This window comes from Rhodococcus sp. ZPP (assembly GCF_017656075.1).
GTDB lineage: Bacteria > Actinomycetota > Actinomycetes > Mycobacteriales > Mycobacteriaceae > Rhodococcus_F > Rhodococcus_F oxybenzonivorans.
In genome coordinates, this window is the sequence record NZ_CP058638.1 from 3,289,233 (window position 1) to 3,308,079 (window position 18,847).

Below are 18,847 nucleotides of genomic sequence, written 5' to 3' on the forward strand. Positions count from 1 at the left end.
CTTCACGAGTGAATATCAGTCTCGGGTGAGGCGGCCGTCGATACGACGCCACAACTGTTCGGGGTTGCCGTCGGCGACGGCGGTAGGCAGAAGCGACGGCGGAACATCCTGGTAGGCAACAGGTCGCAGGAAGCGTTCGATCGCCAGCGATCCCACCGACGTGGTGCGCGAGTCGGACGTCGCTGGGTAGGGACCACCGTGCACCATCGCGTGTCCGACCTCGACCCCGGTGGGCCAACCGTCGAACAGAATTCGGCCGGCCTTGAGTTCGAGAACGCTCAGCAGGCGTCCGGCCTCGTCCAGGTCTTCCTCGTCTGCGTGGACGGTCGCGGTCAGCTGACCTTCGAGCCTCGCCGCCACGGCGCGCACCTGCTCGGCATCGCGGCACTTGACGACCAGGCTGGAGGCCCCGAACACCTCCTGCTGCAACATGTCCGAGCCCAGGAACGTGTCGGCGTCGCTGCTGAAGAGTGCCGCCCGACACGAATTGGGTGCGTCCGACTCGGCGCCGCGGGCCTCCACGGTGGCCGCGCCCTCGAGGGCGGCAACGCCGTCGGCGTAGGAGCCGGCGATGACCGGGGTGAGCATCGGCGTGGGCACAGTCTCGGCGACGGCCGCATTCGCGGCCGAGACGAACGCGGCCAGGCCGGGACCGTCGACGGCGATGACGAGTCCGGGGTTGGTGCAGAACTGACCGGAGCCGAGCGTCAGGGACGCGACGAATGCGCGACCGAGGTCGGCGCCGCGGGTGGCGAGTGCGCTCTCGAGGAGGAACACCGGGTTGATCGAGCTCATCTCCGCGTACACCGGGATCGGTTCCGGTCGTCCGGCGGCCGCCGCCACCAGAGCGGTTCCCCCGGAACGAGATCCGGTGAACCCGACCGCCTTGATCCGGGAGTCCTTCACCAGTGCCGTGCCGAGCTCGGGACCGGCACCGTAGAGCAGCGAGAAGGTTCCCGCCGGCATACCGGTGCTCGCGACTGCGTCCGCGATGGCCCGTCCGACCAGTTCGGAAGTACCCGGGTGTGCGTCGTGGGCTTTGACGACGACGGGACAGCCCGCCGCCAGCGCGGACGCGGTGTCGCCACCGGCGACCGAGAACGCCAGGGGAAAGTTGCTCGCGCCGAACACCGCAACGGGTCCGAGCGGGACCTTGCGCTGGCGGATATCGGCCCGGGGCAGCGGGGTCCGGTCGGGCTGGGCGGGGTCGATGCGGGCACCGTTCCAGCCACCGTCACGGAGGACGCCGGCGAACAACCGCAGCTGTCCGGACGTGCGGCCCACCTCACCGGTGATGCGACCCTGTGGAAGTCCGGATTCGGCACACGCCCGTGCGACGAGGGTGTCGCCGAGGGCCTCGATGTTGTCGGCAATTGCCTCGAGGAACCGGGCGCGGTCCTCGCTGCTCGTTGCGCGGTACGGCGCGAACGCCTCGTCGGCCGCTGCGCAGGCTGCCTCGACGTCCGGCTCGGTCCCGTGCGCGAAACCCGGTTCCAGCCGCTCGCCGGCGGCGGGGTTGATGCCGTGGATCGTCGGGCCCGAACCCCGCACGGGCTTGCCTGCGATGATCATCTGTCCGGTCACGTCGGTCCGGTTCACCGTTGCTGTCATGATGTGGGTCCTCTAGTTCTCTGCGTTTCGTATGTGCCGGTGAGAGGTCATTTGGCTGCCACGGTTGGCTCGTCGGAGCCCACCTCTGCCAGGTTCGCGACGTCGTCGATGTCTTCCTTGTCGCGCCGGAAGTACGTCACCGCTGCGGCGGCGGCCAGGGCGAAGAGCGACAACACGACGAGGCCCATCGTCACGGTTCCGGTCTGCTCCTTGATCACCCCGAAGCCGAACGGGGCGACGAAGCCACCCAGGTTGCCGAGCGAGTTGATGATCGCGATCGCCGGTGCCAGCACCAACGGGTGCAGCGTGCGCTGCGGAATAGACCAGAACAGCGGGCTCGCGCTCTTGAACCCCATCGTCGCAACGCACAGCAGCGGAAGCGCCAGCCATGGGGTGACGAACGCGGCGGCCATCGTGCCCACACCGCCGATGAGCAACGCGGCGACGAGGTAGGGCTTGTGCCTTCCGGTGCGGTCGGCCGAGCGGTTGGAGAAGTACATCGCGAAGATCGCGCAGATCCAGGGCAGCGACGACAGCAGCCCGACGGTGACATCGTTGGTACCCGGGATACGGCGGATGATCGACGGAAGCCAGAACGTGTTGGCGTAGATCGCCATGGTGATCGCGAAGAAGATGCCGCAGCACACCAGGATCCGCGGCTGCAGAAGCAGCTTCCAGCGCGAACCCGACTCGCCACGTTTCACCGACGCCTCACTGCGCAGCACGTCCTCCTCGGCGATGACGGCCTGCAGATCGTGCTTCTCCACGCCGGTGAGCCACTTCGCGTCGTCGATCTTCGAGTCGAGCAACCGGTAGGCGATGCACCCGACGACCACCGACAACAGTCCCTCCAGCGCGAACATCCACTGCCAGCCGTGATGCCCACCGAGCCCGTCGAGGGACAGCAGCGGTCCGGACAGCGGTCCCGAGATCGCGGCAGCGATGGAGGACCCCGCAATGAACAGTGCCGTAGCGCGGCTGCGGTGGTTGTTCGGCAGCCAGCGGGTGAAGTAGAAGATGATCGCCGGGAAGAAGCCGGCCTCGGCGACACCGAGGAGGAACCGCAGGACGTAGAACATCTCCGGGCCGTTGACGAACGCCATCGCCGCCGACATGAGGCCCCACGAGATCATGATGCGGGTGAGCCACACCTTGGCGCCGAACTTCTCCATCAGCACGTTCGACGGCAGTTCGAAGATCGCATAGGCAATGAAGAAGACACCCGCACCGAAACCGTAGGCCGCGGCCCCGATGCCGACATCGGCCTCGAGGTGGGTCTGCGCATAGCCGATGTTCGACCGGTTGAGCTGATTGCAGATCAGCATCACGATGAACAACGGCACGACGCGGCGGAAGATCTTCGATACCGCACTGTCGACCGCCGGTGAGACGGCGAGGGGGAGGGTCATCTGTGACTCCTCTCGGATTCTGGTGTAACGACTGGGCTACCCGGTGCACGCTGGTTCACCGGCGTGACCTGAGTCATAAAGCCACGCTAGAGCCGCGTTCGATACATGTCCAAGTCAAAAAAAGTCGTGATCAATGCTCATATTGAACTGAAGTCGGGACATCCTCCACGCGCTCGATGAGCTGGTTGCCGTGCAATCCCCACACGCGTAGCGTATCCAATCGGATACATATGGCGATAGTTGCGGCTGGAAGGACGGAAACGCAGCATGAAAGGAGCAGCACTTCTCGAACGCGTTCGCAGGGCCGCCGGCCTGAGCCAGGACGAACTCGCCCGCCGCGCCCACACCTCACGACCGACCCTTTCGGCCTACGAAAACGGGCGCAAGTCGCCGTCCCTGGACACGGCGTCACGACTCCTCAACGAAGCCGGCTACGACCTCGACGCCACCCCGCACATCACCTTCCATCCGGTCCCCGGGGCGCGCGGCCGGAACTACCTCGTCCCGGATCGTCTTCCACGCTTGCCTATTGAGCGAGCGATGGCGACAGTCGAGTTGCCCCTGGCCTTGAACTGGTCCGATCCCGGGCGCTCGTTTCGGCTGTCCGACCGGTCCGAGCGATCGCGGGTGTACGAGATCGTCCTGCGCGAAGGCACCCCCGACCACGTGCTGACCTACATCGACGGAGCACTACTGATCGACCTCTGGTCCGAGCTCGTCGTGCCTCGTGACCTGCGCATCGCCTGGACACCGGTGATCGAACAGATTCTCCCCACCCGATGAGCACAGCGGAGCTATCCCGGCACCACCGGACATCGTCGTGCTGACCGAGTTCCAGATCGAGGTTGCCCAGCTCTTCTTCACCCTGCCGGCCAGCAAGGGCTTCCTCCTGGCCGGCGGCGCAGCACTGATCGCCCAGCAACTGAGCACCCGCCCGACACAAGACCTCGATTTCTTCACCGGCCCCGACCGCGGCGACGTCACCAGGGCTCGTGACGAGTTCGAGCAGGCCGCCGACACCCGCGGCTGGCGAATCGATCGCATCCATGACGGGACCACGTTCTGTCGCTTACTCATCCACGGACCCGAACAACTCGTGGTCGACCTGGCGCTGGACTCCGCCCCGGGACTACCGGAACCGCGAGTGTGGCGGGACCGACCTACGCGCCCGAAGAACTCGCCGGCCGCAAACTCATCGCCCTCTTCGACCGCGCCGAAGCCCGCGACTTCTCCGACATCTACGCACTCTCGGCCATCTACGACAAACAAACACTGCTGACGCGGGCAGCCGAGATCGACGCCGGGTTCGACCCACAGATACTCGCCACGATGTTCGACAGCCTCCAGCGATTCCCCGACCACGCGATCCCTACCGCCGCCGCCGAGATACCCCAACTTCGTGCCTTCTTCGCCGCCTGGGCACAACAACTCCGACACTGACCACGAAACCCGAGAACGCCCCTCGAATCTGCGAGGGGCGTTCACTGTACGCGGATGTGCGCGCAAGGCTGGGGCATCAGATGGCGCCCAGCGCCGCTTGGACCGGGCATACCGGCACGTATGAGCGTTATTCACCGACCAGTGCCGCCGCCGACATCCAGCCGGCACCGGCCGACCCGGTCACCCGTGGCCATGTTCCTCGCCGAAACCCGGCGCAGCCGCAGCGAACTCGTCCGCGCCCGTACTCGAGGCCGCCCGTTCGGTGCGCGAGAACGGGCCGCCCACGCGGTCCCCGACCAAGTAGCGTCGCCTGCGTGGCCGACTCCGACTTCGAGTTTCTCCGTACGACCCGGGACCATTTCCCCCAGCTGCAGAAATGGCTCCGCGAATCCCACGTCGCGCGGTTCTGGAACCACGAGACATCGGACGCCGATATCGAGCGGGACTTCGGGGGAAGTATCGACGGCACCGAACCGTGTGAGGACTTCCTGGTTGTGCGCGGTGGCCGCCCTCTCGGGTTCATCCAGCGGTATCGACTCGCCGACTACCCGGAAGACGTCGCACTGCTCACCGCACTCGTCGAGGTACCGGACGGGAGCTTGTCGATCGACTACTTCATCGGCGACCCGGAACACATCGGCCGGGGCGTAGGCACTGCCATGATCAGGGCTTTCGTGGACAAGTGCCGCGCGGACTCACCCGACGCGACAGCCATCATCGTTCCCGTCGTCGTACCGAACCGTGCGTCCTGGCGGGCACTGGAGAAGGCCGGTTTCCGCCGGGTCGGTGCGGGCTATCTCCCGCCCGACAACCCCATCGACGACGGGGCCCACTACATCAGTAGGCTCGATTTGCGCTCGGTATGAGGGCTGCGGCAACCGCGGAATGTCTTGCGGTAGGCCGACGGTGGGACGCCGAGGACGGCGCCCATGTGCTGGCGCAAGGACGCCGTCGTCCCGAAACCGACCTCACGGGCGATGACGTCGACGGACAGGTCGGTGGTCTCGAGGAGTTGCCGGGCGCGGTCGACCCGGCGGGTGATCAGCCAGCGGTTGGGGGTGGTGCCGACCTCTTCGCCGAACCGCCGGGTGAAGGTGCGAACGCTCATGTTCGAGTGTGCAGCCATCCGGGTCAGCGTCAACGATTCCCCGAGCCGCTCCAAAGCCCAGTTCCGGGTGGCCGCGGTCAACTCCGCCCCGGCTGCCGGAATCGGCCTCTCGATGTACTGCGCCTGCCCGCCGTCGCGCCACGGCGGGACGACGCATCGGCGCGCCACCTGGTTGGCCAGGTCGGAGCCGTGGTCGCGGCGCACGATGTGGAGGCAGAGGTCGAGTCCGGCGGCGACGCCCGCCGACGTGAGGATCTGTCCCTCGTCGACGAACAGGACGTCGGGATCGACCCGGACCTGCGGGTACGTCCGTTGGAAGTGCTCGGTGTTGCGCCAGTGGGTGGTGGCGCGCAGACCGTCGAGGAGACCCGCCGCGGCGAGGATGTAGGAGCCGGTGCAGATGGAGACGTACCGCGTGCCGGGCCGGACGTACGCGAGTGCCGCCTCGATATTCGGCGGCAGATGGCCATCGTCGTAGGCGGGGCCGAGTTCGTACGACGCGGGGATCACGACCGTGTCGGCCTCGGCCAGCAGCTCTGGCCCGTGATCGACGGATATCGAGAAGTCGGCGTCCGACCGCACCGGTCGGCCGTCGGCCGTGCACGTCTGTACCTCGTACAGCGAATTGCCATCCGCGTCGTGCGCCCGGCCGAAGACGCGCGAGGGGATGCCGAGTTCGAATGGGATCACACCGTCCAAGGCGAGCACTACCACCCGATGACGTTCGACCATGGCCAGATTCTTTCACATGTTGGCATTCCGGCAACTTTTCCGGCGGGACGCCGTCCCGCAGACTTACCGTCGTGACGTCCGACATCGCGCCACCGGCACCTCCGGCCCGAATAGCCCCGCCCCGCCTGCACTACGCCTGGCTGGTGGCGATGGTCGCTTTCCTCGCTCTGGTGGGGGCGGCAAGTTTCCGTGCTGCGCCGTCGATCCTCATCGACCCGTTGCACGAGGATTTCGGCTGGTCGCGGGCAAGCATCTCTTCGGCGGTGTCGATCAATCTGGTGCTGTACGGGTTGACGTCGCCGTTTGCCGCAGCGCTGATGGAGCGGTTCGGCATGCCCCGGGTGGTGGCGGCGGCGCTGGTCCTCGTGTCTACCGGGAGTGGGCTGACCATTTTCATGACCGCCACCTGGCAGCTGGTGCTGCTGTGGGGTGTGCTCGTCGGTTTAGGCACCGGTTCGATGGCGCTCGCGTTCGTCGCCACCGTGGTCGATCGCTGGTTCGTGGCGCGGCGCGGTCTGGTCACGGGCATTCTCACCGCCGGCAGCGCGGCGGGACAGCTGGTGTTCCTGCCGATCCTCGCCGTGCTCGCCGAGCGATACAACTGGCAGACGGTGGCGCTGACGGTGTCATTCGCGGCCCTCGCCGTCGTTCCGCTGGTGCTGGTGTTTCTCCGCAACCGGCCATCGGATGTCGGTACGGTGCCGTACGGCGCCGGGCCCGACTACCTCGCGGAACCACCCGCACCGACCGGACGCGGTGGCGCTGCGGGCCGGGCCGTCACCGTGTTGCTCTCCGCGGCCCGCACTCGGGTCTTCTGGCTGTTGGCGGGCACCTTCGCGATCTGTGGTGCAAGCACCAACGGTCTGGTAGGCACCCATTTCGTGCCCGCCGCCCACGATCACGGCATGCCGACCACCGCGGCGGCGAGCCTGCTCGCCGTTATCGGAATCTTCGACGTCGTCGGGACCATCGCGTCGGGGTGGTTCACCGACCGGTTCGATTCGCGCAAGCTGCTCGGCATCTATTACCTGTTGCGCGGCATCTCGTTGATGCTGTTGCCGATTCTCTTCGCGAGCACCGTTCACCCGCCGATGATCGCGTTCGTCATCTTCTACGGCCTTGACTGGGTGGCCACGGTGCCCCCGACAGTTGCTCTCTGCCGCAAACACTTCGGCGCCGATGCGCCGATCGTGTTCGGCTGGGTGCTGGCCTCGCACCAAATCGGGGCCGGCATCGTCGCGTTTCTGGCAGGTTTGGTGCGCGACGAGTTCGGTCGGTACGACGCTGCGTTCTACGTGGCCGGGGGTCTGTGTGCGATCGCCGCTGTCATGTCGTTGGCCATCGTCGCGAAGGCGCCGCGCGCGATCGCCTGAGGTCACGGTTGCGCGGCCTGGGCGAATCCGCCTCCTCGACGCCGCCTCGCTTCCTAAGATCGATGTATGGCAGCTCAACGCGCATCGGACGAGGTCGTCGACCGGTCCAAGATCGAGAATCGGGCCCCGTCGGTGGCCGCAATGTTCATCAATCGGGTAGCCACATCGCCGAGTCACGAGGCGTTCCGCTACATCCGACCCGGGAACGGCGACGAGTGGGTGAGCGTCACCTGGTCCGAGGCCGGTGATCGTGTGCGCAACCTCGCCGCCGGCCTGATCTCGCTCGGGGTGCAGGCCGAGCAGCGCGTGGCGCTGGCTTCCGCCACCCGCTACGAATGGGTGCTGGCCGACCTCGCGGTGATGTGCGCCGGCGCCGCCACCACCACGGTGTATCCCACGACGACCGCTCCCGATGTGGCCTACATCGTCGCCAACTCGGGGAGCCGTGTCGTCATCGCCGAGGACGATTCGCAGCTGGCGAAGCTGCGGGACAATCGCACTGAGCTCACGGATGTCGAGAAGGTCGTTTTGATCGACGGCACACCCGGCGAAGGCGACGACTGGGTGATCACGTTCGAGCAGTTACATGACCTCGGCGCCGAATTGCTGGCCGAGAAGCCGGATGCGGTGAACGAGCGGATCGACGCGATCAAGCCGCACGATCTGGCCACCCTCATCTACACGTCCGGGACCACCGGAAAGCCGAAAGGCGTGCGTCTTCCGCATTCGGCGTGGACCTATGTGGCGGCCGCGATCGACTCCACCGGTCTGCTCGATCCCGACGACCTGCAGTATCTGTGGCTACCCCTCTCGCACGTCTTCGGGAAGGTGCTGCTCGTCCTGCCACTGCAGATCGGCTTCGCCACCGCGGTCGACGGACGGGTCGACAAAATCGTCGAGAATCTTGCGGTCGTGCGCCCGACCTTCATGGGCGCTGCCCCCCGGATCTTCGAAAAGGCCTATGCCCGGATCGTCTCCACCGTCCATGAAGAGGGCGGTGTGAAAGCGAAGATCTTCGACTGGGCAATCGGGGTCGGACTCGCGGTGTCCAGGGCCAAACAGGCAGGAAAGAGCCCATCCCTTCTCGAGTCGGTGCAGCATGCACTCGCAGACCGGTTGGTGTACAGCACGATTCGCGAGCGGTTCGGTGGACGCCTGAAATTCTTCATCTCCGGATCCGCTGCGCTCAATCGTGATGTCGCCCAATGGTTCGACGCCGTCGGTATCAAGGTTCTCGAAGGTTACGGACTGAGCGAGACCAGCGCGGCATCCTTCGTCAACCGGCCGTCGGCCTACCGCTTCGGAACTGTCGGCTGGGCTATCCCCGGAACCGAGACGAAGATCGGCGAAGACGGTGAAATTCTGATCAAGGGCCCCGGCGTGATGAGCGGCTATCACGAGAACCCGGAGGCGACTGCGGAGGCGTTGACCGAGGACGGCTGGTTCCGCACCGGTGACATCGGTGAGATCGACGAAGACGGCTACCTGCGGATCACCGACCGCAAGAAGGACATGTTCAAGACGTCCAACGGCAAGTACGTGGCACCCTCCGCGGTGGCCTCCACCTTCAAGGGGATCTGCCCCTACGTCGGCGAGCTGATCGTCGACGGCGAGGGCAAGTCGTACTGTGTCGCGCTCATCTCCCTCGACGCCGAGGCCATCGGCGAGTGGGCGAAACATCACGGTATGGGCGACAAGTCGTTCTCCGAGATCGCGCAGGCCCAGGAGACACGCAACCTGATCGGCGGCTATGTCGAAGAGCTCAACGGCGGACTCAACCGGTGGGAGCAGATCAAGAAGTTCCGGATTCTCGATCGCGAACTGACCGTCGAGAACGGCGAAATCACGCCGAGCATGAAACTCAAGCGCAAGGTTGTGATGAACAACTTCTCCGACGAACTCCAGGATCTCTACAGCTGACTTGACCCTCACGCGACGTCAGGCCCCACGGTAGAGACGTGAGCGAGAAACACACGGTAGGCGTCGTCGCCAAGCTGGTCGGAGTGAGTGTGCGCACGCTGCATCACTACGACGAGATCGGCCTGGTGACGCCGTCGGACCGCACACCCAGCGGGTACCGCAGCTACTCGGATGCAGACGTCGAACGTCTTCACCGCGTCCTGACGTACCGGGCGCTGGGGTTCCCTCTCGAGGAGATCGCAGCCCTTCTCGACGACCCGGACGTGGATGCCCTCGCGCATCTGCGGCGACAGCACGAACTGCTGAGCGAACGGATCGATCGCTTACACGAGATGGCTGCCGCCGTGGAGAAGATGATGGAGGCGAAAAGTATGGGCATTCAGCTCACCCCGGAAGAGCAGAACGAAATTTTCGGTGCCGACTGGCCGGGCGAAGAATATGCCGCAGAGGCCGAGGAACGATGGGGCGACAACGACGCATGGAAGCAATCACAGCAGCGCACGGCCAAGTACGACAAGAAGGACTGGCAGCGCATCAAGGCCGAGGGCGACGCTCTCGAGGCGAAGCTCGCCGAAGCGATGGCGGAGGGCGTCGAACCCGGCTCGGATCGTGCGAACGCCCTGGCGGAGGAACACCGCGCCGGAATCGCGAAGTTCTACGACTGTGACCACCCGATGCAGGTGAATCTCGCCGAGATGTACGTCGCGGACGATCGTTTTCGCCAGCATTACGACGACATCGCGCCCGGGTTGGCGCAGTTCGTTCGCGACATCATCGTCGCGAACGCCGAGCAGCAATGACGGGATGGGGTGCGTTTCACGCACCCTAGGGCATCTAGTTCCGAATGCGATTGGAGGCCAATCTAAATGGGCCCCACAACCCGACCCCGGAGGTATCGCATGCCCCACTCGAAGATCCGTACCGCAGTTGCCGTCGCCGCGGCGGCACTCGCTGTCACAGCTGCGGCGGCAGGACCTGCCTTCGCGGCCGGCCCCGTGTCCCAGGCAAGCCCCGCCCACACCTTGCCGATTGCCCCGCAACCACAGCCGCAGCCGAAGCCGGACTGTCCGCAGGTAGTCAGGGCTGCCGTGCCGCTCGCCAGCTCCGCACCGAACACCGGCACGGGTCCCACGATGCCGAAGCCCTGCCCCGGTCGTCCCGGGGGCGGAACAGGTGGCGGAACGGGAACCGGCGGTGGGACTGGCGGCGGGACAGGCGGAGGTGGTGGGCCCAAGTAACTCGCGCAGCTGACGGACCGAACGGAGCGAACTCGACGGCACACTGCCGTCGAGTTCGCTTCCGCATGTCGGCACTATTCTGAAACCCATGGCCGATCCGCAGCGTCCCAGTCCCAGCCAGTACGTCGGGTATCTGTTCGGTCGCACACTTCCGGACTCCATGCAGGAATGGGTCCGCAACGACCTCGTGGGTCCCGGTGCCTCCGTGCGGTACGTCCTTCGGTTCATGCTTCCCGTCGTCGCAGTACTGTTGCTGTTCCTTCTCATACCCGGTCCGATCTGGGTCCCCTTGGCCATGATGGCGCTGCTCTTGCTCCCGCTGTTGTACTTCGCGGTCGCGTTGATGAACATCTACCGTCGGCACCGTCTTCTCAGTCACGGACTCGACCCCGACCTCCTCACGGCGAAGGCTCAGCGCCGGGCCGACCGCACCCGAGAGGACTATGAAAAGCGCCATGGCCGTGGGGTGGAGTGACGCAGCACACGTGAGCGATCGATAAGTAGTGCGTTAAAGTGGCGACGTCCGAGTGGTAGCCCCACGAGCCGCGCACCCCTGAGGGTGACCGCAGGTTCCGACAGCCTCGACGGGAAGCAGTTCTAGATGACAGTCACAGATTCGGCGGTCACGCCCGATATTCACACGACCGCGGGAAAGCTCGCCGACCTGCGTAATCGTCAGGCCGAGGCGCAGCACCCCAGCGGTGAAGCAGCGGTCGAGAAGGTCCACGCGAAGGGCAAGCTCACCGCCCGCGAACGCATCACCGCATTGTTGGACGACGGCAGCTTCGTCGAACTCGACGCCCTCGCCCGCCACCGCAGCGTGAACTTCGGCCTCGCCGACAACCGCCCCGTCGGCGACGGCGTCGTCACCGGCTACGGCACCATCGACGGCCGCGACGTGTGCGTCTTCTCCCAGGACGCCACCGTCTTCGGCGGCTCCCTCGGCGAAATCTACGGCGAAAAAATCGTCAAGGTCATGGACCTCGCCCTCAAGACCGGCCGCCCCCTGATCGGCATCAACGAAGGCGCCGGCGCCCGCATCCAGGAAGGCGTCGTCTCCCTCGGGTTGTACGGCGAAATCTTCCACCGCAACGTCCAGGCCTCCGGCGTGATCCCCCAAATCTCGCTGATCATGGGCCCCGCCGCCGGCGGCCACGTCTACTCCCCCGCCCTCACCGACTTCGTCGTGATGGTCGATAAAACCTCCCAGATGTTCGTCACCGGCCCCGACGTGATCAAAACCGTCACCGGCGAAGACGTCACCATGGAAGATTTGGGCGGCGCGCACACCCACATGGTCAAATCCGGCGTCGCCCACTACGTCGCCTCCGGCGAACAAGACGCATTGGACTACGTCAAGGACCTGCTGTCCTACCTACCCAGCAACAACCAGGCCGCCGCCCCCCGCACCCAGCCCACCGACCCGATCCCCGGCGCCATCGAAGACTTCCTCACCGACGAGGACCTCGAACTCGACACCCTGATCCCGGACTCGGCGAACCAACCGTACGACATGCACGAGGTGATCCGCCGGATCCTCGACGACGACGAATTCCTCGAGGTCCAGGCCGAACGCGCCGGCAACATCGTCGTCGGCTTCGGCCGCGTCGACGGCCGCTCCGTCGGGATCGTCGCGAACCAGCCCACCGTCTTCGCCGGCTGCCTCGACATCGACGCCTCCGAAAAAGCCGCCCGCTTCGTGCGCACCTGCGACGCGTTCAACGTCCCGATCATCACCCTCGTCGACGTCCCGGGCTTTCTGCCCGGCACCGACCAGGAGTTCAACGGCATCATCCGCCGCGGCGCGAAACTGCTCTACGCCTACGGTGAGGCCACCGTCGGGAAGATCACCGTGATCACCCGCAAGGCCTACGGCGGCGCCTACGACGTGATGGGCTCCAAACACATGGGCGCCGACGTCAACCTCGCCTGGCCCACCGCCCAGATCGCCGTCATGGGCGCCTCCGGCGCCGTCGGCTTCGTCTACCGCAAACGCCTCCTCGAGGCCGCGAAGAACGGCGACGACGTCGACGCACTGCGCCTGCAACTGCAACGCGAATACGAAGACACCCTCGTCAACCCCTACGTCGCCGCCGAACGCGGCTACGTCGACGCCGTCATCCCGCCCTCCCACACCCGCGGACAGATCGTGGCCGCCCTGCGCCTCCTCGAACGCAAAATGGTCACCCTCCCGCCCAAGAAGCATGGGAACATCCCGCTATGAGCGGCGGCGAATCATTCGGCACGATGACGGCCGAGCTTGTGGTCGACGAGGTGTTCGACGAGATCGCGTCGGGAGTCGCGATGACCGAACAGGCACCGGCGGCGCCGGTCGTGACGTTCCGGGGGAACCCGAGCGATACGGACATCGCCGCGGTGCTGGCGGTCTTCGCGGCACTCGCCTCGGCGGGCTCCACGGCGGACGCTCCCGTTTCCGACGAAGACCCGTGGGGCACACCAGCTCTCATCCTGCGCCGACAGGTGGCCGCCGCCGCGGTACTGGTCAATGCAGGCTACTGACACTTGCAGAAAAGGGAAGACATTTCGATGAGTAGTGCACGTATTTCCAAGGTGCTCGTCGCGAACCGCGGTGAGATTGCAGTGCGGGTGATCCGGGCCGCCGCCGATGCCGGGTACGCCAGTGTCGCGGTCTACGCCGAACCCGACGCCGATGCCCAGTTCGTGCGCCTGGCCGACGAAGCGTTCGCGTTGGGTGGGCAGACCTCCGCCGAATCGTATCTGGTGTTCGACAAAATCCTCGACGCCGCCGCCAAGTCCGGCGCCGACGCCATCCACCCCGGCTACGGCTTCCTCTCCGAGAACGCCGACTTCGCCCAGGCCGTGATCGACGCCGGCCTGATCTGGATCGGCCCCTCCCCGCAATCGATCCGCGACCTCGGCGACAAGGTCACCGCCCGGCACATCGCCGAAAAGGCGAAGGCCCCGATGGCCGCCGGCACCAAGGACCCGGTCAAGAACGCCGACGAGGTCGTCGCGTTCGCCAAGGAATACGGGGTTCCGGTCGCGATCAAGGCCGCGTTCGGCGGCGGCGGCCGCGGGATGAAGGTCGCGCACACCATCGAGGAAATCCCCGAACTGTTCGACTCCGCCACCCGCGAGGCCGTCGCCGCGTTCGGCCGCGGTGAATGCTTCGTCGAACAATATCTGGACAAGGCCCGCCACGTCGAAGCCCAGGTCATCGCCGACCAGCACGGCAACGTCATCGTCGCCGGCACCCGCGACTGCTCCCTGCAACGCCGCTTCCAGAAACTCGTCGAGGAGGCCCCCGCCCCCTTCCTCACCGACGACCAACGCAACCGGATCCACACCTCCGCCAAGGCCATCTGCAAAGAGGCCGGCTACTACGGCGCCGGCACCGTCGAATACCTGGTCCAGGGCGACACCGTCTCCTTCCTCGAGGTCAACACCCGCCTGCAGGTCGAACACCCCGTCACCGAGGAAACCGCCGGCATCGACCTGGTGCTGCAACAGTTCAAGATCGCCAACGGCGAGAAACTCGACATCCTCGAGGACCCCACCCCCCGCGGGCACGCCTTCGAGTTCCGGATCAACGGTGAGGACGCCGGCCGCGGGTTCCTGCCCGCCCCCGGCCCGGTCACCAAGTTCGTCCCGCCCACCGGCCCCGGGGTGCGGATGGACTCCGGCGTGGAAACCGGATCGGTGATCGGCGGCCAGTTCGACTCGATGCTCGCCAAACTCATCGTCACCGGCGCCACCCGCGACGAGGCCCTCGCCCGCGCCCGCCGCGCCCTCGCCGAATTCCAGGTCGAGGGGCTGGCCACGGTCATCCCGTTCCACCGGGCCATCGTCTCCGATCCCGCCTTCATCGGTGACGGCACCTCATTCGACGTCTACACCAAGTGGATCGAAACCGAGTGGAACAACCAGATCGAACCGTTCACCGGCGGCCAACCGGTCGACGAGGACGACTCACTGCCCCGGCAGAACGTGGTCGTCGAGGTCGGCGGCCGCCGCGTCGAGGTGTCCCTGCCCGGCCAGTTCAGCCTCGGCGCCCCCACCACCGGCGGTAACGGTGCCGTCCGGAAGAAGCCGAAGGCCCGCACCCGCGGCGGCGCCGGCGGGGGTGCCGCGTCCGGTGACGCCGTCACCGCCCCGATGCAGGGCACCGTCGTCAAGGTCGCCGTCGAGGAAGGCCAGGAAGTCGCCGAGGGCGACCTCATCGCCGTCCTCGAGGCCATGAAGATGGAAAACCCGGTCAACGCCCACAAGGCCGGCATCGTCACCGGACTGACCGTCGAACCCGGCGCCGCCATCACCCAAGGCACCGTCCTCGCCGAGCTGAAATAGCTTGTGAGTACTTCTCAACCGCCCGTTGTTGAGAAGTACTCACGGGTGGCGGCCGTGGACAGCGGCCGCCACCCCGGTACAAGGTCGCGAAAGCGGACACCTTCCCCGAACGCACCCTCTGCAGCGCACTCTGGGTATGGGGAGCGCGGATACCGCCTCACGTTCAAGAGTTTTCGGGTGCGGTGGTCCGGAAACTCCTGCGGTCGAACTGTTCTCGAACACGCGGTGAAGATCCATCGACTCACCCCTTCCCTGCCGTAACGTGACTGCGGTCTGAGACGCCGTTGACAGGAAGGGATCGTGCATGAACTTCTCGCGAGCGACCATGACCATTGCCGCGTTGGCCGGTGCGGCCGCGGTGGGGCTGGCTCCCACAGCAACCGCAGCCACCGCATACCAGATCAACGTTCTGCCCCCGATCGGTACCGTTTACGCCAACAACCTCGTGACGCTCGGCGTACTCGTGATGCCGACACCGACCGGCGAAGACGGCACCACACCGGTCCTTCTCGAACTCACGGAACCGGACGGTGACGTGACGACCCGGACCCTTCCTCTCACACTCGGTGGCGCCACGGTTGCAACCCGCGTCCATGAGGCCGGCCGATACGTCGCCGAGTTCACCTACGACCCACCCAACAGCGACGAACCGGCCACCACTACAACAGAATTCGACGTCGTCGAGGGACCGAGTCTGGGTTCGTAGACCGGATTCGCGCCGAAGCCAGGCGCACCGCCCGTCACACTTCGGCGGTGCGCCTGCGCTTCGGTTTGGCGGGGGCCACCGTGGATCCGACGGTCTTCATGGCGATCTCTACATACTTGCGGGCCACGGCGTCCGGGGTCAGCTTGCCTTCGGCGTGGTACCAACGCGGGATCGACTGGCACATCCCGAGCAGCGCCCGCGTGGTCTCCGCGGCATCGGCGACGTCGAAGAGCTCCCGCTTCCTGCCTTCCTTGACGATCTCGAGGACCAGTTCTTCGACACCCTTGCGGACCGTGCTGTACCGCTGCCGGTTCTCCGGGCTCAGGTAGCGCACCTCGCTTTCGAGCGCCGCCAGACGGGATCGCATGGTCATCCGCAGCACGATTGCCTCGATGACATTCGCGAGTCGCTGAACGGGGTCGTCGCCGCCGTCGGCACTGGCCGCGTGCGCCCGTTCCAAAACGTCGCTGGTGGACAGCTCCAGGAGAGCGAGGAGAACGGCTTCCTTGTTTTCGTGGTGGTAGTAGAGAGCGGGTACCGTGACACCGACTCGGCGGGCGATGTCGCGTACCGAGGTGCCGTGGAAGCCGTGTTCGTAGAATGCGTCGAGGGAGGCGCTGAGGATCGGCGTCAACTTCGTGGGTTCGAGGCGGCGCCAGTCTGCTGCATTGCCGACCACGGTGGGCGTCGAACCCTTGGATGAGCTGACCATGATGACCTATCTACCGCTCGCTATGCCAGGACGCGTCAAGTGTAGCTGTTGCGGTACTACGCCAAGGGCTGCAGCGAGGGAGCCCGGTGGTGCCTGCCACGGCAATGGTCACGGCACGCGCTCGCCGCAGAGTCGTCCCACTATCCTGACGCCTATGACTGAACCCGTGGCAACCGCAGACCTGGCAGACGAGATCGGCCCCGACATCCGGAGCTGCGACACGCAGTTCCTCCAGTTCGGTGGGCGCGACGTGTTCTCGGGACCGATCACCACGATCAAGTGCTTCCAGGACAACCTGCTGGTCAAGCAGACGCTCAGCGAGCCCGGCAACGGTGGAGTGCTGGTCGTCGACGGCGGCGCCAGCATCCATACGGCACTGGTCGGAGACATCATCGCCGGCCGCGGCGTCGACAACGGCTGGGCCGGGGTGATCGTCAACGGTGCGGTTCGCGACTCGGCGATCCTGAAGACGCTCGACATCGGCGTGAAGGCGCTGGGCACTAATCCCCGCAAGAGCACGCAGACCGGATCCGGCGAGAAGAACGTTCCCCTCGAAATCGGCGGAGTGACCTTCAACCCCGGCGAGACGGTGTACAGCGATCAGGACGGTGTCGTCGTTCGCTGACCGGCCGCTGGTCGCGCGAGTGACCGGCCCTGACGTAGAGACCCATCCCCGAGGAGGCGTTGATGTCGGACGACATTCGTACCAAGGTCGCGGAGCTGATGCCCACGGCCCGGAACGAACTGGCGGCGCTCGTCGCCGTGCGTTCGGTGGCCGATCCACGGCAATTCCCGCCCGAGGAGTGCCGCCGCGCGGCCGAATGGGTGAGAGACGCGTTTCTCGGGGCCGGGGTGGGGTCCGTCGATCTCCTGGAGACATCCGACGGATCCCTCGCCGTGGTGGGCCACGAGCCGGCGCCTCCGGGCGCACCCACCGTCCTGCTGTACTGCCACTACGATGTTCAGCCGCCCGGCGACGAGACACTTTGGCACAGCGAGCCGTTCACACTGACCGAACGTGACGGCCGCTGGTACGGGCGCGGCGCCGCGGACTGCAAGGGCAACCTCGTCATGCACCTACTGGCGCTGCGGGCACTCGGCACCCCCTTCCCGGTCGGGATCCGCATCGTCGCCGAAGGTTCCGAGGAAATGGGCACCGGCGGGCTGGAGAATCTCGTCGAAGCGCGGCCGGAGTTGTTCGACGCCGACATGATCCTCATCGGCGACACCGGCAATTCCGAAGCCGGAAATCCCACCGTCACCACCACCCTGCGCGGAATAGCGAACGTCGTCGTGCACGTGGAAACCCTGGCCGGTGAAGTCCATTCGGGGATGTTCGGTGGTCCCGCCCCCGACGCGGTGGCTGCGCTCGTCCAGATGCTGTCGACGCTGCGCGACCGGGACGGGAACACGGTGGTCGACGGCCTCGCATCGGACCAGACCTGGACAGGAGTGGACTACCCCGCCGAGCGGTTCCGTGCCGACGCCGGCGTCTTGGACGGGGTCGGGCTCGCCGGCACGGGCTCGGTCGCCGACGCGGTGTGGGCGAGACCCGCGCTGACCGTGCTCGGCATCGACTGCCCACCGGTGGTCGGATCGGCTGCAGCCGTCGCGCCCCGGGCTTCGGCCCGGCTGAACCTGCGAGTGCCGCCCGGAATGGATCCCCTGGTAGCGCAGGACGCCCTGGTCAAGCACCTCGAGAACGCCGCGCCGTGGGGTGCGCGAGTGACGGTGGAACGTGAAGCTGTGGGCTCGCCGTTCCGGGCAACGACCGACGGCCCCGGCTACGCCGCCCTCGGCAAGGCGATGGAAGAAGCCTTCGGCAAGCCGATGGGATCCGTCGGGCAAGGCGGCTCGATCCCCTTGTGCAACGTCTTGGCCGACATGGTCCCGAACGCCGAGATCGCCCTCATCGGGGTCGAGGAACCGCGCAGCCGGATCCACGCGCCCGACGAGAGCGTCGATCCCGGCGAGATCGAGAAACTCGCCGTCGCCGAAGCGACGTTCCTGCAGCGGTTCGCGGCCGACACCGCCCGGCGTCAGGCCTGAGAACTCACCTGCGCCGTCATCCCCCCGATCGCGACGACGTCACCGTCACGAAGCTGCCGCCCGCGGCGGACCTCGACTTCGCCGTTCACCGACACCAGACCGTCAGCGATCACCTCTTTGGCCTCGGCCCCCGACTCGATGAGGTTGGCGAGCTTGAGGAACTGGCCCAGACGAATGGATTCGTCGCGGATCGGCACGGCTTCATGAATGTCGGACATGC

19 protein-coding genes are annotated in these 18,847 nt (G+C 66.2%); 13 read left to right on the forward strand and 6 right to left on the reverse strand.

Annotated features, from left to right (window positions below):
- Window positions 1-15 precede the first annotated feature (15 nt).
- Window positions 16-1,611 (reverse strand): aldehyde dehydrogenase (NADP(+)), encoded by a 1,596-nt coding sequence (locus HYG77_RS15645; protein ID WP_208963200.1) that lies wholly within the window; start codon window positions 1,609-1,611, stop codon window positions 16-18.
- Window positions 1,612-1,658: 47 nt separating this feature from the next.
- Window positions 1,659-3,020: an MFS transporter gene (locus HYG77_RS15650; RefSeq protein WP_208963201.1), complete on the reverse strand. Its 1,362-nt coding sequence runs from the start codon at window positions 3,018-3,020 to the stop codon at window positions 1,659-1,661.
- Between the two features lie 267 nt (window positions 3,021-3,287).
- Between HYG77_RS15650 and HYG77_RS15655 the strand changes: the two genes are divergently transcribed.
- The 3 genes from HYG77_RS15655 to HYG77_RS15665 all read left to right on the forward strand — a co-directional run bounded on the left by HYG77_RS15655 (window position 3,288) and on the right by HYG77_RS15665 (window position 5,326).
- Window positions 3,288-3,803, forward strand: a complete 516-nt coding sequence (locus HYG77_RS15655; RefSeq protein WP_208963202.1) for a helix-turn-helix transcriptional regulator — start codon at window positions 3,288-3,290, stop codon at window positions 3,801-3,803.
- 363 nt (window positions 3,804-4,166) lie between these two features.
- Entirely contained in the window at window positions 4,167-4,460 is a 294-nt protein-coding gene (locus HYG77_RS15660) for a nucleotidyl transferase AbiEii/AbiGii toxin family protein (protein ID WP_208963203.1), read from the forward strand.
- A gap of 314 nt (window positions 4,461-4,774) precedes the next feature.
- Window positions 4,775-5,326, forward strand: a complete 552-nt coding sequence (locus tag HYG77_RS15665) for a GNAT family N-acetyltransferase (protein ID WP_208963204.1) — start codon at window positions 4,775-4,777, stop codon at window positions 5,324-5,326.
- Here the strand turns inward: HYG77_RS15665 and HYG77_RS15670 are convergent.
- Entirely contained in the window at window positions 5,293-6,300 is a 1,008-nt protein-coding gene (locus tag HYG77_RS15670) for a helix-turn-helix domain-containing protein (protein ID WP_208963205.1), read from the reverse strand. The genes HYG77_RS15665 and HYG77_RS15670 overlap by 34 nt on opposite strands.
- Before the next feature lie 71 nt (window positions 6,301-6,371).
- On the opposite strand from HYG77_RS15670, the gene HYG77_RS15675 reads away from it, so the two are divergent.
- From HYG77_RS15675 to HYG77_RS15685, 3 genes are all read left to right on the forward strand, one after another.
- Window positions 6,372-7,673 carry an MFS transporter gene (locus HYG77_RS15675; RefSeq protein WP_208963206.1) on the forward strand — a complete coding sequence of 434 codons (1,302 nt, stop codon included), beginning with the start codon at window positions 6,372-6,374 and terminating at the stop codon, window positions 7,671-7,673.
- Between the two features lie 66 nt (window positions 7,674-7,739).
- Window positions 7,740-9,593 carry a long-chain fatty acid--CoA ligase gene (locus tag HYG77_RS15680; RefSeq protein ID WP_208963207.1) on the forward strand — a complete coding sequence of 618 codons (1,854 nt, stop codon included), beginning with the start codon at window positions 7,740-7,742 and terminating at the stop codon, window positions 9,591-9,593.
- Between the two features lie 38 nt (window positions 9,594-9,631).
- Window positions 9,632-10,393: a MerR family transcriptional regulator gene (locus tag HYG77_RS15685; RefSeq protein ID WP_208963208.1), complete on the forward strand. Its 762-nt coding sequence runs from the start codon at window positions 9,632-9,634 to the stop codon at window positions 10,391-10,393.
- 62 nt (window positions 10,394-10,455) lie between these two features.
- Here the strand turns inward: HYG77_RS15685 and HYG77_RS15690 are convergent, their stop codons facing one another.
- On the reverse strand, window positions 10,456-10,716 hold the full coding sequence (locus HYG77_RS15690) for a hypothetical protein (RefSeq protein ID WP_208963209.1): 261 nt from the start codon (window positions 10,714-10,716) through the stop codon (window positions 10,456-10,458).
- 203 nt (window positions 10,717-10,919) lie between these two features.
- Between HYG77_RS15690 and HYG77_RS15695 the strand changes: the two genes are divergently transcribed.
- The 5 genes from HYG77_RS15695 (at window position 10,920) to HYG77_RS15715 (ending at window position 15,866) form a co-directional block, all read left to right on the forward strand.
- Window positions 10,920-11,306 carry a DUF5313 family protein gene (locus HYG77_RS15695; protein WP_109325471.1) on the forward strand — a complete coding sequence of 129 codons (387 nt, stop codon included), beginning with the start codon at window positions 10,920-10,922 and terminating at the stop codon, window positions 11,304-11,306.
- Window positions 11,307-11,432: 126 nt separating this feature from the next.
- Complete coding sequence (locus HYG77_RS15700) at window positions 11,433-13,055, forward strand: acyl-CoA carboxylase subunit beta (RefSeq protein ID WP_159918494.1); 1,623 nt, start codon at window positions 11,433-11,435, stop codon at window positions 13,053-13,055.
- A gap of 23 nt (window positions 13,056-13,078) precedes the next feature.
- Window positions 13,079-13,351 (forward strand): acyl-CoA carboxylase epsilon subunit, encoded by a 273-nt coding sequence (locus HYG77_RS15705; RefSeq protein ID WP_236603331.1) that lies wholly within the window; start codon window positions 13,079-13,081, stop codon window positions 13,349-13,351.
- A 27-nt stretch (window positions 13,352-13,378) separates the two neighbouring features.
- A complete protein-coding gene (locus tag HYG77_RS15710) occupies window positions 13,379-15,160 on the forward strand; it encodes an acetyl/propionyl/methylcrotonyl-CoA carboxylase subunit alpha (protein WP_208963210.1) in 1,782 nt (593 codons plus the stop codon).
- 304 nt (window positions 15,161-15,464) lie between these two features.
- A complete protein-coding gene (locus tag HYG77_RS15715) occupies window positions 15,465-15,866 on the forward strand; it encodes a hypothetical protein (RefSeq protein WP_109325465.1) in 402 nt (133 codons plus the stop codon).
- Window positions 15,867-15,900: 34 nt separating this feature from the next.
- On the opposite strand, the gene HYG77_RS15720 is transcribed toward HYG77_RS15715, so the two are convergent.
- Window positions 15,901-16,578: a TetR/AcrR family transcriptional regulator gene (locus HYG77_RS15720; RefSeq protein ID WP_109325461.1), complete on the reverse strand. Its 678-nt coding sequence runs from the start codon at window positions 16,576-16,578 to the stop codon at window positions 15,901-15,903.
- A gap of 154 nt (window positions 16,579-16,732) precedes the next feature.
- Here HYG77_RS15720 and rraA point away from each other — a divergent pair, with 154 nt between their 5' ends.
- Together rraA and HYG77_RS15730 are read left to right on the forward strand one after the other, a co-directional pair.
- Entirely contained in the window at window positions 16,733-17,203 is a 471-nt protein-coding gene (gene rraA / locus HYG77_RS15725; protein ID WP_109325459.1) for a ribonuclease E activity regulator RraA, read from the forward strand.
- A 62-nt stretch (window positions 17,204-17,265) separates the two neighbouring features.
- The gene (locus tag HYG77_RS15730; protein WP_208963211.1) at window positions 17,266-18,627 is read left to right on the forward strand and encodes a dipeptidase; all 1,362 of its coding nucleotides are present in this window, start codon (window positions 17,266-17,268) and stop codon (window positions 18,625-18,627) included.
- Here HYG77_RS15730 and HYG77_RS15735 read toward each other — a convergent pair.
- Complete coding sequence (locus HYG77_RS15735) at window positions 18,618-18,845, reverse strand: RNA-binding S4 domain-containing protein (protein ID WP_109325455.1); 228 nt, start codon at window positions 18,843-18,845, stop codon at window positions 18,618-18,620. The genes HYG77_RS15730 and HYG77_RS15735 overlap by 10 nt on opposite strands.
- Window positions 18,846-18,847 lie beyond the last annotated feature (2 nt).